Origin of the sequence: Granulicella mallensis (assembly GCF_014203225.1) — a bacterium.
In the GTDB taxonomy this organism is placed as follows: Bacteria; Acidobacteriota; Terriglobia; order Terriglobales; family Acidobacteriaceae; genus Granulicella; species Granulicella mallensis_A.
This window is the reverse complement of record NZ_JACHIO010000006.1, coordinates 154,703-171,472: the sequence shown is the minus strand read 5'-3', so window position 1 is coordinate 171,472 and position 16,770 is coordinate 154,703. Positions and strand designations below refer to the sequence as shown.

Below are 16,770 nucleotides of genomic sequence, written 5' to 3'. Positions count from 1 at the left end.
AAAATGAACCGTATTCTGTACACGTCCAAGTCTTCAGCAGGCTTTAGTAACTCCCATGACCGAGCACACCTCCGACATCGAAGATGACTTGCCGCCGCGTTCTGTAGCGCGACGGCGGCTCGTGTTCGCCGCTGTCGTCGTACTCGTGCTGCTGGTGCTGGTAGTTACGCCGCCACTGCTCAACGTCAACCGTCTGCGGCACCGCATTGCCACCAGCATGAGCGAGAGCCTGGGCCGGCCGGTTCATCTCGACAGCGTCACGCTGCATCTGCTGCCCATGCCCGGCTTTACGCTGAACAATCTCGTCGTCAGTGAAGATCCGGCGTTCGGCTCCGAGCCGGTGATCCGCGCCAACCAGGTAGAAGCCCGGCTGCGCTTCAGCTCCCTGTGGCGGCGGCAGGTGGAGTTCTCGACCATCCGTTTCATTGAGAGCGATGGCAATCATCCCAGCCTGAACATCGTGCGCAACGCCCAGGGCCGCTGGAACCTTGAAGACATTCTGATGCAGGCCGCACACGCGAACACGGCCCCCACCGCCCAGCGCAAAGCGGGCTCGTTACCGCGCTTTCCTTACATCGAAGCCACCAGCGCCCGGGTGAATATCAAGCTCGGAGAGGAGAAGATGCCGTTCTCCCTGACCGATACGGATTTCGCCCTGTGGTTGTCCTCGCCGCAGCAGTGGAGTGTGCGGTTGCAGGGCACCCCGGCGCGTACGGACACTAACGCCTCCGATACGGGCGAGATGCGGCTTGAGGGGACACTGGAACGCGCTGCACGGTTTGCGGATGTCCCTTTGAATCTGACCGCGAGCTGGGCCCATGCGCAGATGGGCGAGGCCAGCCTCCTGATCGCCGGGCACGACGCCGGTTGGCGCGGCACGATGGAGATGGGGGCGACCCTGACAGGGCGGCTTGGCGCGGCGAACCTGACCACGGACGTGCACCTGACCGACCTGCGCCGCGCGGACTTCGTCCCCGCAAAGCAGTTGGATGTCTCCGCGCACTGCACGGCACAGGCCGAGGTGGTGACGATCACGGCGATGCAGGCTACCTGCACGCTGCCGACGTCCGGACCGCAGCCTATCGTGTTGACTTCGCCGCTGATCGATCTGCAACGTCCGGATGAAGCCGCTGGCAGCCTTGAGATCAATGCCGTTCCGCTGTCTTGGGCGCTCGACTGGGCAAAGCTGTTTTCGCAGCGGATCTCGCCTGAGCTGCAGCCGGATGGCAGGATCGACGGACACATCCAACGTGTGGCCGGCCGTTCTTCTGCCTCTTTGCTGGGTAACCTTCGCGCGACATTGCTCCCCGCAGCTCCTTCGAATAGCAGTGCGCGCACGATTGCTCCGCCCGCGCCTACCGTCTTCAACGGGCAGGTAGCACTGCCCACTGTCTCTGCGCGAGGCAATCCTTCTGCGAGTCTTCAACTGCAGCCCACCGTGCTTCGGCTCGGTACAGCGTCACAGGTTACCCTGTCGGGCGATGCCGATCCTGCGGGCTACGTGCTGCATCTCTCCGGCAATGCCAGCCTGGCCCAGGTGAAGACGCTTGCAGGATTCCTGCCTCCACTGGGCGATGGTCTGGAGGAAGCTCTTCCCGGAAAGGCTGCGCCCGAGACATCGCGTGACCTGTCTGTGTCTTGTTCACGGTCCTGGGGCGGGGTGCAGAGATGTGTGTCTACTGCGGCGGATGTGCCACTGAAGAAGAAGCGGTCCGGCAAGAGACGGTAAATCTACGGAGCGGTATGAAATAATCATACTGTCGTCGAGAGGAGATTTTCCATGCCTGCTACGGAAAAACGTACGGTTAGCTTGCCTGTTCAGCAGAGCCAATACATCGACAAATTAGTCGATTCTGGTGCTTATGCTTCGGTAAGTGAGGTCGTTCGTGCCGGTCTGCGTGCGCTTGAAGAGCGCGATACGATCGTCGAACACTGGCTGCGCAATGATGTTCTTCAGTCGTACAAAGAATTACAGGCTGATCCGTCTCGTGCTATTCCGGCTGAAAAAGTCTTTGCTGGGATTCGCGATCAGCTTGCGCAACGCAGGAAGAAGATTGCGTGAAGGTATATCGCGTCGTTTTTTCACCCAACGCAGAAAACGACCTGCTCGATCTTGCGATTTATATCGCAGATCATTCCAGCTACGAGCGTGCAATGAATTACATCGCGCGAATTGAGACCTGGTGCCATGAACTCGGTATGCTTCCAATGCGTGGTGCGGATCACAAAGATATTCAACCAGGCATCAGAGTCGCGGGTTTTGAGCGTCGGGCTACCGTTGCTTTTCATGTTGGACAGGACACCGTAACAATCCTCCGAATTCTGTATGGAGGCCGCAATCTCGATGCTGCTTTAGACGAGATCTAAGGCAAGCCGTCAAGACCTAACGGGCACCAACAAAAACCCCATCCTGCGGCGATAAAGCTGCCACGAGGATGGGGTTTGTTTCGTCTGGAAGTGCGATTAGTTCTTAGGGAGTTGCGCCGCATCCCAACCGCCACCCAGCGCTAACTGGAGCTGCGCGCTGGCTACGATGCGCTGCGTTACCAGCGAAGCTGCCGTCCGCTCGTTGGCCAACTCGATGGTCTGGGCGGTCAGCACTTCGAGATACGTTGCCAGTCCACGCTTGTAGCGCAGCGTTGAAAGCTCTGTGCTGCGTTTTGCTGAAGCGACGGCACGATCGGTTACGGTCGCCTCCTGCTCCAACACGCGCAACGCGGAGAGTTGGTCTTCGACATCGCGGAAGGCAGAGAGCACCTGTTCGCGGTAGAGCGCGGTGGCCTGCGCACGCTGGGCGATCGCGAAGTCGACTTGCGCCTTTCTGCGGCCGGCGTCGTAGATGGTCTCGTTGATCCCCGGTCCGGCGTTCCACATCGCGCTGCTTGAGTTGAAGAGCTGTCCGATCTGATCGGTCTCCACGCCACCGCTCGCTCCCAGCACAATGCTGGGATAATAGGCGGCCTTCGCAACGCCGATCAGGGCGTTCGCCGAGGCGACATGGCGTTCCGCGCTTGCAATATCAGGCCGGCGCTGGAGCAGCTCCGAAGGGATACCGGTCGGCACGCTGGGCGGATCGCCGACGAGCGGCTTCTCCTCGATATGGAAGTTCGTGGCAGCTTCGCCGACGAGCACTGCAATCGCGTGCTCGAGCTGCGCGCGCTGCACGCCGAGGTCGATGAGTTGAGCCTGTGTCTGCTCGAGCTGCGTCTGGGCCTGCTCCACATCGCTCTGCGACGCCAGGCCGCCCTTTAGCCGGTCCTTTGTGAGTTGCAGAGTCTGCTGAAAGGAATCGAGCGTCGAGCGCAGGAGTTGAGCCTGCAGGTCAACGCCGCGCAGTTGGACGTAAGAGACGGCCAGCATGCCTTGCAGGCTCAGGCGGGTGTTGGCGAGATCGGCCGCCGAGGCCTGCGCACTGGCCGCGCTCGATTCGATCTGCCTGCGAATAGCACCCCAGAAGTCAGGCTCCCAGGAGATGCTCAACGGAATCAGAAAGTCCCAATAATTCGTGGCTTCGCCTGGTACGTGTAAAGGCTTGGTGTCGGAGATAAGGTTTCGGGAAGCCGAAGCGCCGATGGACACGGTGGGGAATAAAGCTGCCCTGTTCTCTCGAACGATATCGTGCGCCTGTTCGTAGGAATGCAGGGCAGCTTCGATGGTCTGGTTGGACTTCGCGCAGCGCTGCTCGAAGTCATTCAATGTCGAGTCCTGGTACACGGTCCACCAATCGCCCCGGAGCGTTCCGTCTGCGGGAGTGGCTGTAGTCCAGTTGCCATTGTGGCCGTTATCGCTATACGCGGGCGGGGCAGGCATAGCCGGAGCCTTGTAGTTCGGGCCGACCTTGCATCCGCTCAGCGCCAGCGTTGCAATCAACGCTGCTGCTGTGGGAAGACTATGGGTTCTCATTACTTCGCCTCCGCTCCCGCCTGTTTCGGGGTTACGACGCGAACTTTCTCGCCATCGGTCAACGAGTCCGGCGGATTCGCGATGACCCCTTGTCCCTTCTCGAGGCCGTTCAGAACTTCAACCGAGGTACCGAAGTCGCGGCCTACCGTTATATGCACCAGGTGAGCGATGTTGTTTCCGTCGACGGTGGCCACACGCAGCCCATCCGTCTCCAGGATCAGCGCGCTTACCGGCACGATCAGTGCGGGCGCGGGGTTGGAGGTATGCAGGTGGACTTCGGTATAGCTGCCCGGCAGAAGCTCACCGGTCGGGTTCTCGACGTCTACTTCGGCAAGCAGGGTGCGTGAGGCCGGATCGACCGAGTTCGACGACCGTACCAGCTTGCCTTCGAACTTGCGGCCCGGATACTGCGGCAGCGTCAGGGTAGCGATCGCGCCGTTCTTCGCATCGGGCGAATAGATCTGCGGCACATTGATGAAGACGCGCAGGGTGCGGACGGCGGAGATGTCGAAGGTCTCCTTGCTTCCTGTAATGGTTCCTGCTCCGGCTGTCGTAGTGCTGCCTTCCGCTGTAATCAACTGACCGACGTCGATGTTGCGCTGGGTGATCACACCATCGAAGGGAGCTACGATGCGTTCGAAGGACTGGAGCTCCTCCAACCGGTGCACGTTGGCCTGTGCGGAGTTCACCATGGTGGTCTGTGACTCCAACTGGGTGGTGGCGTTGTCCGTGTCCTGCTGCGAGACGGCGTTTTTACCGATCAGGTCTACGTAGCGCTCGGCTGTTGTCTTCGCCAGCGCGGCGTTGCTCTGTGCTGTCGCGAGGTCGGCCTTCGCCTGTGCCAGTTGCTGGTCCAGTTCCGGAGTCTCGATGATGGCCAGCAGCTCGCCCTTGCTCACATGCGAACCGATGTCGCGGTACCAGGCCTTTACGTAGCCCGTGGTTCGCGCGTAGATCGGAGCGAGGGTGAAGGCCTGCATGTTACCCGGGATCACGATCTCCTGGGCGTTCTGCTGCATCACCGGCTGCTGGATAGAGACCGGCGGCGCGGCTACGGTATCGGTGTACTTCGCGAGCACCGTGCTCGCGTGTTCGCGCCGGAGGATGCCGGCGATCGCCAGGATAACCGTTACAACGAAGACGATGAGCACCGGCACCAGTACGGACGCACGGGAGACCTTCGGTGGCGGTTCATGCTTGATCACCTCGGGGTGGTGGCCTTCTCCGTGAGAGGCCGCCTGGTTCGCCTGTGCCGGGTGCTGTTGATTCGATTGATCCGATTGATTCTGGGCACTCATTGCCTTGTCTCCATGTGCGCCTTGTGGCGCGTTGTTCTGTGGAAGTCGTTCGGCGGAATTCGTCAGTTTCTCGTCGCTCATGCGTGTGCCTCATTCCCGTGTTCCGCAGGAGGGTTGGCATGCGGCTTATCCTTGCGGTGCATGAAGGAGAAGAAGACAGGGACGAAGGTCAGGGTACCGAACGTCGCCAGCAGCAGGCCGCCGATAACGGCACGACCGAGAGGCGCATTCTGCTCGCCGCCATCGCCGAGGCCCAGTGCCATCGGCACCATGCCGATCATCATCGCCAGCGCCGTCATGATGACCGGACGGAAGCGCGTGAAGCCCGCGGAGAGTGCCGCCTCGGCAGCATTCAGCCCGGCCTCCATCTGCTCCTTCGCGAAGCTGACCACAAGGATCGAGTTCGCCGTTGCCACACCTACGCACATGATAGCGCCGGTCAGGGCGGGAACGCTGATGTGCGTTCCGGTAAGGAACAGCAGCCAGACGATACCGGCCAGCGCACCCGGCAGCGCCGCGATGATGATGAACGGGTCGAGCCAGCTCTGGAAGTTCACCACGATCAGAGCGTAGACCAGGATGATCGAGAACAGCAGGCCGGCCACCAGTCCGACAAAGGACGTGCGCATCGTCTGGATCTGACCGCGCACGATAACCTCGGTTCCGCGCGGCAGCTTGCCTTTATTGTTCTTCACGATCTGATCGATCTTGGTGGCGACACTGGCCAGGTCAGTCCCTTCGACGGACCCGTAGATATCGATGACCGAGCGTGCGTTGTAGTGGCTCACGGTACCCTGCTCGGTGCCGCGATCGATCGATGCGATATTACCGAGAATCTGCGGGGTCCTGTTTGAGCCGATGGTGGCAATGGGGAAGTTCTGAAGCTGCTGCAGGTTTTGGACATCATACTGCGGCGTCTGCACCGCAATGTTGTAGCTCACGTGGTTCTGTGGGTTGAGATAGAACGTCGGCGAGGTCTGGAAGCTACCGCTCAAGCTGGTCAGCACGTCGTTGGCCACGTCGTGCTGACTGAAGCCGACCTGCTGCGCCCGGGTGCGGTCCACGTTGACCGTCCAGCTCGGCAGGTTGAAGGGCTGCTGAATGCGCAGGTCCGTCGTGCCGGGGATCTGGCTGATCTGCTCCATCATCTGCTCAGCCAGCGCGTGGTTCTGATCGATGGCCTGGCCGACCAACTGGATGTCGATCGGTGCCGGCAAGCCAAAGTTCAGGATCTGGCTCACCATGTCCGTCGGCAGGTAATAGAATTCCGTGCCGGGGAACTGCTTCGTCAGCCTGTCGCGCAGGGAGTGCGTGTACTCGTCGGTAGGACGATGCTTTTCCGCCAGCGTGACCAGGATGTCCGCGTCGGCGGTACCGACCGTGGCCGAGTTGGAGTAGGAGAGATTCAGGCCGGAGTAGGGGATGCCGATGTTGTCGATGACGGTTCCCATCTCCGACTGCGGGATCTCCTGACGAATCTCGGCTTCGATCTCGTCGCAGAGCCGGGCCGTATCTTCAATGCGCGTTCCGGTATGAGCACGCACATGCAGTTTGAACTGACCGCCGTCCACGGAGGGGAAGAAGTCCTGCCCCAGCCACGGATACAGAAGAGTGATCGATCCCACCCAGAACGCGACGATAGCGATCAGGAAGACCGCGCGGTACTGCATGCAGAAGCCCAGCACGCCGTAGTACCACTGCCGCAGCTTCTCGAAGTAGTGCTCGAAGGTGATCTGGAAGCGGACGAAGGGGTTCTTACTCTTCTTCGCCTGTTCTTCCCGGTCGTGCTCATGGCCCTTCAGCAGGTACTTCGCCATCGTAGGCACAATGGTTCGCGAGAGGAAGTACGACGCGAGCATGGCGAAGACGACGGCTTCGGCGAGAGGAACGAACAGGTACTTCGCGACGCCGGTGAGGAAGAACATCGGCACGAACACGATGCAGATGGAGATCGTCGAGACGAAGGCCGGCACGGCGATCTGCGCGGCGCCGGTCAGAATCGCGTCTTCAACCTCTTTGCCTTCTTCGAGGTTACGGTTGATGTTCTCGATTTCGACGGTTGCGTCGTCGACCAGGATGCCGACCGCCAGCGCGAGACCGCCGAGCGTCATAATGTTGATCGTCTCGCCCAGCGCTGCCAGCATCAGCAGCGAGCAGATGACCGAGAGCGGAATCGACACCGCAATGATGACTGTCGAACGCCAGCTTCCGAGGAAGATCAGGATCATCGCCGCAGTCAGGCAGGCGGCGATCAGGGCCTCACGGACTACACCGCTGATCGCGGCGCGCACGAAGATGGATTGATCCGCAATGGGAGTCAACCGCAGTGCCGGGGGCAACTGGGAGAGGATCGACGGCAGTTGAGCGCGTACGTTCGCAATGATGTCCAGCGTCGAGGAGTTACCTGTCTTCTGGATGCTCAGCAGCGAGGAGCGCTGCCCATCGACGCGAACGATGTTCGTCTGCGGCGGGAATCCGTCGCGGACGTTTCCGATGTCGCGAATGTAGACCGTAGCGCCGTTCACGGTCTTGATCGGCAGATCGTTCAGGTCTTTAATCGAGGTCGGTGCGCTGTTGGTCTCCACCGGGTAGTCGATGTGGCCCATCTTGACATCGCCGCCGGGCAGAATGATGTTCTGCGCGTTGAAGGAGTTCACCACGTCCGAAGCGGAGAGCCCATACGCCTGCAGCTTCTGCGTATTGATGTCTACCTGTACCTGGCGCTGCTTGCCGCCATAGGGGAACGCCAGCGCCGCACCCTGCACGGTCGCAAGCTGCGTACGCACAAAGTTCTGTCCGAAGTCGTTCAGCTGCTGCTCGGTCAGGCCGTTTCCGGAGAGTCCCAGTTGCAGTACCGGCACGCTCGACGCGCTGTATTGAATAACCAGCGGGGGGGTGGTGCCCTGTGGATACTGGCGCAGCGCGGTCTGCGAGATCGCCGTAACCTGCGCCACGGCCTGCGAGATGTTGACCTGCGGCCGGAAGAAGATCTTGACGACGGAGACGCCGTTCAGTGTCTGCGACTCGGAGTGCTCGATGTCGTTGACGGTTGTCGTAAGGCTGCGCTCAAAGGGCAGTACGATACGGTCGCTCAACTCCTGTGGTGACATGCCCGCGTAGTTCCAGACTACGGAGACGACGGGAATATCGATATTGGGGAAGATGTCGACCGGCGTCTGCAGCATGACCACGGGGCCAATGATGAAAAGCAGCAGCGACAAAACGACGAATGTGTATGGTCTCTTAAGTGCGAGACGGACGATCCACATCGGGACTCCTTATAACTTCCTTCGCCGGTAGCTATCCGGCATCTTTACCGGTACTGGCCCGGTGGCCTCTGCGTTGGCTGGATAAAGCTGCTCCGGCCACTTCAGCTCGTCGAGTCAGAAATCTTTGATTCTGTACGAAATCTTTGATTCTGTGTACGTTGTGTGAATCATGATACTAAACCTATAGTTTAGTATTGGCTCGTTATTTAGACGATAACGCCTCCGGGAAGGACTCAAAGATGTTTTGAATCCTGTTCGGTTTTCGTAGAGGCCTGGTACCCAGGTCTCCGTATACCACCGAAGATGGCCTCCACCATGAACTCCGACTCCCGGTCGCTGAGCGAGCCATGTCCGGCAAGCAGGCGAAAGATCATGGGGCCGTAGATCAGGTCGAGAACGATCTCCGTATCAATGTCTTCTCGAATCTCTCCGCGGTCTACGCCGCGCCGCCACATGATGCGCGCCGCGTCCCTCCTGGCATACAGAAAGCGCTCCCGGAAGAGGGCCAGAAAACCCGGATCACTCTGCCCCTCCGCGATGAACTGCCCGAACAGCCTGCCCAGCGGCGACTTGTAAAAGGTCATTACAGACTGCAGTTGTTCCGTGAAATCCTTCTCGGCCGATCCGGTATTCGGCATGATGACCCGCTCCGTCATGCCGGCAAGATAAGCGTCGAGTGCCACTAAGCTTTTGTTGGGCCACCATTTATAGATGGTGGCTTTACTGACGCCGGCCCGTTTGGCGATGGCGTCGGCGGTTACCTTGCGGAGCGGCTTGCGCTCCAGCAGATAGAGCGTTGCCTTAAGAATAGCGACTTCGGCTTCGATGCTGCGCTGCCGTCCGCGCGACTTTGGCTCGTCGGGGAGCGGCATCTCTTGCAACATCTTTACGCGGCCGCTCCTGCTTACAATGGTTCCAAGCACGAATCGTACTCCTGGAAGATCTGGCGATAATCGTTCTATTACCGTGAGCTTTCTAATACTGAACTCAACGTTCAGTATATCCCCGAAACAAGGGAAAGTCACTCCTTGGGCACCTCCCTTATAAAGAAGGATATATCCACAAGGGATGGGATTGCACCGGGATATACCTCAAGATATAGTGGCTACTCCGAGGTTTCTCCGCAAGGAGAATCAAAAGGGAATCCGGTGAAAATCCGGAGCTGCCCCGCAGCGGTAAGCAGGTACGAAAGCCCACGATGACACTGGAGCCGCAAGACTCCGGGAAGTCCGGCGATTAGGTTCGAACCTGCAAAGTCCGAAGACCTGCCCTGGAAATATTCGCTCGCGCCTCCGAGGGGAGGCGAGGTGGCAACGGTTCTCCTCTTCGTCTTCGGGCGAGGTGCTTCCGTTGTTTCTTCGCACGCTTCTGAGGCCAAGGAGATCTATCCGATGGCCACGACCGCAAACAACGCCCCAGTCAGCGTCCAAACCAGCCTCTCCGATATCAATCCCGGCTTTCCCGTGCGGGAAGAGACGCCGGTGATGCACGTCCGCAAGCGTAACGGCGCCCTGGAGCCGGTGGACGTCAACAAGATCGTCCGCGCGGTACAGCGGTCGTCGGATGGGTTGACCCACGTCGACGCCATCCGCGTCGCGTCGAAGACCATCGGCGGCCTCTACGATGGCGCCACGACGCGCGAGCTGGACACGATCTCCATCGACACGGCGGCCTCTCTCATCGCGGAGGAGCCGCAGTACTCGCGGCTGGCGGCACGGCTGCTGCTGGCGACCATCGTGAAGGAGGTCTCGGCGCTCAACCTGCACTCGTTCTCGCAGGCCATCGCCTATGGGCACCAGGAGGGCGTCGTCAGCAAGGCGACCGCCGAGTTCGTGCTGACGCATGCTCGCAAGCTAAACCACGCCATCGACGATAACTTCTCCGATCGCTTCGAGTACTTCGGCCTGCGTACCGTGTATGACCGCTACCTGTTGCGTGACCCGATCTCGCGCAGCATCATCGAGACGCCGCAGCACTTCTTCCTGCGTGTCGCCTGCGGGCTGGCGGGAACACCGCATGAGGCTATCGAGTTCTATCGGCTGATTGCGTCGCTCGACTACATGCCGTCGTCGCCGACGCTCTTCAACTCCGGCACCAAGCACGCGCAGATGTCGTCGTGCTATCTGCACGACTCTCCGCTCGATTCGCTGGAGAGCATCTACGACACCTATAAGAATGTGGCGATGCTCTCGAAGTTCTCGGGCGGCATCGGGCTGGCGTTTCACCGCGTGCGCTCGGAGGGGTCGCTCATCCGCGCTACGAACGGACTCAGCAACGGGATCATTCCGTGGCTGCGTACGCTCGACAGTTCTGTTGCGGCTGTCAACCAGGGCGGCAAGCGCAAGGGCGCGTGCTGCGTGTATCTCGAGCCCTGGCATGCCGATATCGAGTCGTTCCTCGAACTACGCGAGAACACGGGCGATGGCGCACGCCGCACGTACAACCTCAATCTGGCGAACTGGATTCCTGACCTCTTCATGCAGCGCGCCGAAGCCGACGGTATGTGGTCGCTGTTCGATCCGAAGGATGTCCCTCAACTCCCCGACCTCTTCGGCGATGCCTTCACCGAGGCTTACGAGAAGGCTGAGGCGGATAAGCTCTACCATCGCCAGATCAAGGCTCGCGACCTGTACGCGCGCATGATGCGCTCACTTGCCGAGACCGGCAACGGCTGGATGACGTTCAAGGACGCCACCAACCTGAAGTGCAACCAGACCGGCAAGCCGGGGAATGTGGTGCACCTCTCGAACCTCTGCACCGAGATCACGGAAGTTACTTCCAAGGACCAGACTGCGGTCTGCAACCTCGGCTCCATCAATCTTGCGCGGCACGTCATCGCGGACGAGACCGGCAAGGCCAGCTTTGACTTCGAGAAGCTCGGCGCAACGGTTCGCACAGCGGTCCCGATGCTCGATCGCGTGATCGACATCAACTACTATCCCGTGGCGCAGGCTGCCAGCTCCAATGCGCAGTGGCGTCCAGTCGGCCTCGGGTTGATGGGCCTTCAGGATGTCTTCTTCCAACTGCATCTGCCGTTCGATTCAGCAGAGGCACAGGCTCTCTCGACGAAGATCCAGGAAGAGATCTACTTCCACGCGCTCACAGCTTCGTGTACGCTTGCCGAAAAGGCTGGGCCGCATCCGACCTTCAACGACACTCGTCTTGCGCAGGGCCAGCTTCAGTTCGATCTCTGGAACGTGACGCCCGCCGACACCGAACGCTGGGACGCGCTGCGTGCGCGCATCGCGCAGTTTGGCGTGCGCAACTCACTGGTCATCGCCATTGCGCCGACGGCGACGATTGCCTCTATCGTCGGCTGCTATGAGTGCATTGAGCCGCAGATCTCCAACCTCTTCAAACGCGAGACTCTCTCCGGCGAGTTCCTCCAGGTGAATCGCTACCTGATCGACGAGTTGAAGCTGCGCAATCTCTGGACCGAGGAGATGCGTATGCGCCTCAAGCTCTCCGAGGGTTCCGTGCAGAACATCGACGAGCTTCCGGACGATCTCAAGCTGCTCTATCGCACGGTGTGGGAGATTCCTATGCGCGCTCTGATCGACATGGCCGCTGCGCGCAACGCGTATATCGATCAGTCGCAGTCCTTGAACCTCTTCGCCGAATCTCCTAATATCGGCAAGCTCTCCTCGATGTATATGTACGCGTGGAAGAAGGGGTTGAAGACGACCTACTACCTGCGCTCGCGGCCCGCTACGAAGATCTCGAAGGCTACGGTGACAAACACCAGCGCTCGTGCCGGCGCTGCGGTGTCGAATGCTCTTCCTGCGAAGCCCGCTGTCTCCACCGAAGCTGCTATCGCGTGCTCCCTGGAAAATCCCGAGTCCTGCGAAGCCTGCCAGTAACCAGCTTTTGTTTTTCTTGTTGTCATTCCCGGAGGGAATCTGCTTCCCGCTCGGGTTACCCCTGCTCTCCATCGAAAGCGAGCCACTATGTCCGAACACACCACCCACTCCTCCGTCGCGGCACCTGCGCACATCCTCGACCCCGGTCTCTGCCTCACGCTGCGCCCCATGCGCTTCCCGGTCTTCTACGACATGTTTCGCGATGGCATCAAAAATACCTGGACGGTCGAAGAAGTCGATTTTCAGACTGACCTCATCGATCTGAAGCAGCGCATTACTCCTGCCGAAGTCCATGTCATCCAGCGCCTGGTGGCGTTCTTCGCTACGGGTGACAGCATCGTGTCGAACAACCTCGTGCTCAATCTCTACAAGCACATCAACTCGCCGGAGGCCCGTCTGTATCTTTCGCGGCAGTTGTTTGAGGAGGCGGTGCATGTGCAGTTCTATCTCACACTTCTCGATAACTACGTGCCTGATCCTGATGAACGCGCCGCCGCCTTCGCTGCCGTCGAGAACATCCCCTCGATCAGTAAGAAGGCTGACTTCTGTATGAAGTGGATGGATTCCATTCAGCAGTTGGATCAACTGGAGACGCGCGAACATCGCCGCCAGTTCCTGCTCAACCTGATCTGCTTTGCTGCCTGCATCGAAGGACTCTTCTTCTTCGCGGCGTTTGCTTATGTCTACTTCTTCCGCTCGAAGGGCCTGCTGCATGGCCTGGCGGCGGGCACCAACTGGGTCTTCCGCGATGAGAGCTGCCATCTCGAGTTCGCGTTCGAGGTTGTCAACGTCGTCCGCGCGCAAGAGCCGGATCTCTGGGATGCACAGCTGGAGAAGGACATCGTCACCATGCTGCACGAGGCCGTCGACGCCGAAGCGCAGTTTGCCGAAGACTTGCTGAGTGGCGGTGTGGCTGGTCTCTCACTGCGGGATATGCGCCAGTACCTGGGATATGTTGCGGATTCGCGCTTGCAGCGTCTCGGTATTGCACCGGTCTTCAACGCGAAGAATCCGTTCAGCTTTATGGACCTTCAGGATGTGCAGGAGCTTACGAACTTCTTTGAGCGCCGCGTCTCGGCTTATCAGAGCGCGGTGGTGGGGGAAGTTGGGTTTGAGGAAGATTTCTAGGTGTGTATCTGCACTTGTGTGAGTGTCACGTCTGAAATGTCTTTGCCGTTGCTTGTCTTTCGTCGTCATCCTGAGCCGTAGGCGAAGGACCCCCGTATTTTGCACAATGCCAGAGGAAATAAATATCGTTTGGATTGGCATACATTCGCCAAACCAGACTCATCAACGCGAAACGTTTGTGACAGCAATAATACGGGGGTCCTTCAGCTACGCTTCAGGATGACGACGAAAAACAAGCAACAGCTACAGTCACATCTACGCCAACGGCAAGGTAAACGTAAACACCGATCCCTGCCCAGGCTGACTGGTAACCGAGATCGTCCCGTTATGCGCTTCTACGATGGCGCGGCAGATCGCCAGTCCCATTCCGGTCCCAGGAATATGTGCTGTTCGTTTGCGTGACCTGTAGAGCTTGTCGAAGACCAGGGGCTGCTCGGCTGGATCGATACCGATGCCACGGTCCGCGATGCTGCACGAGGCACACTGTCCACGCACCTCTACGCTGATATAGATCGGCTGGCCGGAGGTGGAGTACTTCGCCGCATTCTCAAGCAGGTTGTAGATCACCTTCTCAATACGGAGTGGGTCGGCGACGACACACGGTAGATCCTCGGGAATTCTTTTGATGACTTCGTGACCGGCGAGTCTGGCACCAGCCGTTTCGATGGCCGCGTCGATCATGTCACTGAGCTGTTGCGGACTAACGTCCATGCTGACCTGTTGCGTATCGAGCTGGGCCATCTCGACGGCTTCCGTGACCAGTTGATCGAGCCGGTCGTTCTGTTCGGCAATCTCCGTCAGAAGCTCATGGGAATCGGCGGACTCGGAGTTGGCCTCCAGGAGTTTGTCGATGGAAGTTTTGATCGATGCTACCGGCGTTCGCAGTTCATGCGTGATCGAATCCAGGATCATCGACCGCAGGCGTTCGCTCTCCTGCGCGGCTTCGACGTGGGCGACCTCTTCCACTGCGCGCACGCGATCCAGTGCCACGGAGACCAGGCCTCCGAGGGCCTCGAGAGTTTGGGTAGAGAGTTTGACGCCGCGCAGAATCAGAAGGCCACGAGGCTTTACGCCGGTCCGCAGCGGCACGATGGCCGCGCCGTCCGAGGTGATGGAGACGCCGGGGGCGTGGGCCAGTTCATGCAACTCCGTGGTGTCGATGGTGGGGGGCCAGGCGATGCTGGTGTCAAGGCCCGACCGGTAGCTCCGATTGCCCTCCAGCAGATAGAAGAGGACCGAATTCGAACCGGTGGCAAGCGTGACTGATGCCGGAATAGAGTTGGTTAGCTGGGTCAGCTCCTCGCTCTGCAGCAGGTCGCGGCTGAGGCTATAGAGGATCTCCAGCTCCGATTGCCGGGCACGGGCATCGCTCGACTCGGCGCGGATGCGATGCGATAGGCGGCTGGCAAAGACGGCGGTGATGAGGAATACGGCAAGGGCCACGAGGTTTTGTGGATCGGAGACCGTGAACTTGTAGAGCGGCGGAAGAAAGAAAAAGTTGTAGCAGGCAGTGGCGACGAGTGAGGCCCCGATGGAGAAACGCAAACCCCATCTGGCTGCGATGAACAGGATAAGCAGCAGTAAGGTCAGAGCGACGGTCGTCTGGTTGGCATGCACGACGAGCCTGTAGAACGTTACAATTCCCGCGAGACAGGCTGCGGCGCCGATGCAACGCATAATGGTAATAAGCCGTTTCGAGTTCACTGTGAGATTCTACGACTCGATCGGTTCTCCTGCAGAGGTATTCCGACGGGGAGGTTCCATATGTCGTTTTTAAAGAAAGCGGCTCTCGTTAACTTGTCCGTTATGTAGAAACAGGAGAACTGCTCTATGGGTGCATGCGACACGCCAAGGAAACGACCCGAAGACTGGCTTGAGTCCGCGGAAAACGTAGAGAAGAAGCGTGGGCGCTTCAAGGTCTTTCTCGGCTATGCGCCCGGAGTAGGCAAGACCTTCAGCATGCTGAGCGAGGGTATCCGCCGGCAGAGCCGTGGCGAAGACGTCGTGATTGGGATCGTGGAAACGCATGGCCGCATCGGGACCTCCGAGGTGGCCGCGAAGATCGAGACCGTTCCGCGCCGCGAGATCGACTACAAGGGGACGCTCTTTTCGGAGATGGATGTGGACGCCATCCTGGCACGACAGCCACAGGTAGCGCTGATTGACGAACTCGCGCACACGAATGTGGAGGGCAGCCGATTTCAGAAGCGCTATGAAGATGTCTTTGCACTGCTGGATGCCGGCATCGATGTGGTGACCACGGTGAACATCCAACACGTCGAAAGCATTACGCCGCGGGTGCAGTCGCTTACCGGCATCACGGTGCGCGAGACCGTGCCGGACTGGGTGCTCGATCGGGCGGATGAGATCGTCATCAGCGATCTGACCCCTGAGGCCCTGGCGACGCGCATGCGGCGCGGTGATATCTATCCGATGGAACGGGTGGAGCGCGCTCTCTCGAACTTCTTTCGTCGCGGCAATCTGATTGCCCTGCGCGAGATGGCACTGCAGCGGGTGACTCGCGCTGTCGATCGCACGCTCGACGACTATGTGAAGCGCAAGCAACTAGGCGGGCATTGGACGGTTGCCGAGAAGGTTGCGGTCTGCATTAGTGCCAGTCCTGCGGCGCGCGATTTGATTGCACGTGGCGCGCGTCTTTCGCAGGGTATGGATGCGGAGTTCTATGTGCTGCATCTCGATACGGAACGCGATCGCGAACCGGAGGCGGCACGCGCGCTCGACGATAACCTGCAGTTCGCGCGAAACCTGGGAGCGACCATCGTGCGCCTCAAGGGTTCGAATGTTGCAAGTGCTACGGCAGAGTTCGCGCAGCAGAATCGCATTACACAGGTGCTGTTCGGACGCTCGGCACTGACGGGGATTAAGAAGTACCTCTACTTTCTTGCGATCCAGCAATTCGCAGCGGCGGCCCCGCATACGGACTTGCATATCATTACGCAGAAGAGTCAGTGAGTTGTCGGCATCTTTTGTCGTTGTTTGTTTTTGCCGTTGTCTGTTTTTCGTCGTCATCCTGAAGCGTAGCTGAAGGACCCCCGCATCTTGCACGATGATCGAGAAGTAGATACCGCTAAGCTGGCACGCAGTCGCTGGGGCCTTTATGTGAACCTGAGACTAGGTGGTGATCCTAAATGCTGGGGTCCTTCGCCTACGGCTCAGGATGACGGCGAAAAACAAACAACGACGAAAAACAAGCACCAGTAACAGCAAAAAGCCCTTTTAAAACCCTTATGAAACCCTTATGCTCGGCGCTCTACGATTAAAAGCGTGATGATTCGTCGTGCCCAATTAGTG

11 protein-coding genes and 1 riboswitch are annotated in these 16,770 nt (G+C 59.3%); of the genes, 6 read left to right on the top strand and 5 right to left on the bottom strand.

The genetic code is table 11. The features are described 5' to 3' along the window. Nucleotides 1-55 precede the first annotated feature (55 nt). The 3 genes from HDF15_RS08575 to HDF15_RS08565 are packed head-to-tail and all read left to right on the top strand — an operon-like array spanning nucleotide 56 to nucleotide 2,367. Nucleotides 56-1,729: an AsmA family protein gene (locus HDF15_RS08575; RefSeq protein WP_184254626.1), complete on the top strand. Its 1,674-nt coding sequence runs from the start codon at nucleotides 56-58 to the stop codon at nucleotides 1,727-1,729. Between the two features lie 51 nt (nucleotides 1,730-1,780). Beyond that, nucleotides 1,781-2,062, top strand: a complete 282-nt coding sequence (locus tag HDF15_RS08570; RefSeq protein WP_184254625.1) for a type II toxin-antitoxin system ParD family antitoxin — start codon at nucleotides 1,781-1,783, stop codon at nucleotides 2,060-2,062. Beyond that, the gene (locus HDF15_RS08565; RefSeq protein WP_184254623.1) at nucleotides 2,059-2,367 is read left to right on the top strand and encodes a type II toxin-antitoxin system RelE/ParE family toxin; all 309 of its coding nucleotides are present in this window, start codon (nucleotides 2,059-2,061) and stop codon (nucleotides 2,365-2,367) included. The genes HDF15_RS08570 and HDF15_RS08565 overlap by 4 nt, the downstream gene beginning before the upstream one ends. A 96-nt stretch (nucleotides 2,368-2,463) precedes the next feature. Here HDF15_RS08565 and HDF15_RS08560 read toward each other — a convergent pair whose 3' ends face one another. The 4 genes from HDF15_RS08560 to HDF15_RS08545 form a co-directional block, all read right to left on the bottom strand. After that, on the bottom strand, nucleotides 2,464-3,903 hold the full coding sequence (locus tag HDF15_RS08560) for an efflux transporter outer membrane subunit (RefSeq protein WP_184254621.1): 1,440 nt from the start codon (nucleotides 3,901-3,903) through the stop codon (nucleotides 2,464-2,466). Then, nucleotides 3,903-5,282 carry an efflux RND transporter periplasmic adaptor subunit gene (locus tag HDF15_RS08555; protein WP_184254619.1) on the bottom strand — a complete coding sequence of 460 codons (1,380 nt, stop codon included), beginning with the start codon at nucleotides 5,280-5,282 and terminating at the stop codon, nucleotides 3,903-3,905. The genes HDF15_RS08560 and HDF15_RS08555 overlap by 1 nt, the downstream gene beginning before the upstream one ends. Then, entirely contained in the window at nucleotides 5,279-8,470 is a 3,192-nt protein-coding gene (locus tag HDF15_RS08550) for an efflux RND transporter permease subunit (RefSeq protein WP_184254617.1), read from the bottom strand. The genes HDF15_RS08555 and HDF15_RS08550 overlap by 4 nt, the downstream gene beginning before the upstream one ends. A gap of 233 nt (nucleotides 8,471-8,703) precedes the next feature. After that, on the bottom strand, nucleotides 8,704-9,354 hold the full coding sequence (locus HDF15_RS08545) for a TetR/AcrR family transcriptional regulator (RefSeq protein ID WP_221314340.1): 651 nt from the start codon (nucleotides 9,352-9,354) through the stop codon (nucleotides 8,704-8,706). Between the two features lie 212 nt (nucleotides 9,355-9,566). Then, nucleotides 9,567-9,758: riboswitch (cobalamin riboswitch) on the top strand. A 103-nt stretch (nucleotides 9,759-9,861) separates the two neighbouring features. Between HDF15_RS08545 and HDF15_RS08540 the strand changes: the two genes are divergently transcribed. Both HDF15_RS08540 and HDF15_RS08535 read left to right on the top strand, forming a co-directional pair. Continuing rightward, a complete protein-coding gene (locus HDF15_RS08540) occupies nucleotides 9,862-12,330 on the top strand; it encodes a ribonucleoside-diphosphate reductase subunit alpha (protein WP_184254613.1) in 2,469 nt (822 codons plus the stop codon). Between the two features lie 87 nt (nucleotides 12,331-12,417). Further along, complete coding sequence (locus tag HDF15_RS08535; protein ID WP_184254610.1) at nucleotides 12,418-13,458, top strand: ribonucleotide-diphosphate reductase subunit beta; 1,041 nt, start codon at nucleotides 12,418-12,420, stop codon at nucleotides 13,456-13,458. A 255-nt stretch (nucleotides 13,459-13,713) separates the two neighbouring features. Here HDF15_RS08535 and HDF15_RS08530 read toward each other — a convergent pair whose 3' ends face one another. Then, the gene (locus tag HDF15_RS08530) at nucleotides 13,714-15,162 is read right to left on the bottom strand and encodes an ATP-binding protein (RefSeq protein WP_311733066.1); all 1,449 of its coding nucleotides are present in this window, start codon (nucleotides 15,160-15,162) and stop codon (nucleotides 13,714-13,716) included. A 126-nt stretch (nucleotides 15,163-15,288) separates the two neighbouring features. Here HDF15_RS08530 and HDF15_RS08525 point away from each other — a divergent pair, with 126 nt between their 5' ends. Continuing rightward, a complete protein-coding gene (locus HDF15_RS08525; RefSeq protein WP_184254608.1) occupies nucleotides 15,289-16,431 on the top strand; it encodes a histidine kinase in 1,143 nt (380 codons plus the stop codon). Nucleotides 16,432-16,770: the final 339 nt, after the last annotated feature.

Bases quoted from the DNA above. Each gene is read 5' to 3' on its own strand.
- HDF15_RS08545 (WP_221314340.1), bottom strand. From the start codon at position 9,354: ATGTTGCAAGAGATGCCGCTCCCCGACGAGCCAAAGTCGCGCGGACGG.
- HDF15_RS08535 (WP_184254610.1), top strand. From the start codon at position 12,418: ATGTCCGAACACACCACCCACTCCTCCGTCGCGGCACCTGCGCACATC.
- HDF15_RS08540 (WP_184254613.1), top strand. From the start codon at position 9,862: ATGGCCACGACCGCAAACAACGCCCCAGTCAGCGTCCAAACCAGCCTC.
- HDF15_RS08560 (WP_184254621.1), bottom strand. From the start codon at position 3,903: ATGAGAACCCATAGTCTTCCCACAGCAGCAGCGTTGATTGCAACGCTG.
- HDF15_RS08555 (WP_184254619.1), bottom strand. From the start codon at position 5,282: ATGAGCGACGAGAAACTGACGAATTCCGCCGAACGACTTCCACAGAAC.
- HDF15_RS08525 (WP_184254608.1), top strand. From the start codon at position 15,289: ATGGGTGCATGCGACACGCCAAGGAAACGACCCGAAGACTGGCTTGAG.
- HDF15_RS08550 (WP_184254617.1), bottom strand. From the start codon at position 8,470: ATGTGGATCGTCCGTCTCGCACTTAAGAGACCATACACATTCGTCGTT.
- HDF15_RS08575 (WP_184254626.1), top strand. From the start codon at position 56: ATGACCGAGCACACCTCCGACATCGAAGATGACTTGCCGCCGCGTTCT.
- HDF15_RS08570 (WP_184254625.1), top strand. From the start codon at position 1,781: ATGCCTGCTACGGAAAAACGTACGGTTAGCTTGCCTGTTCAGCAGAGC.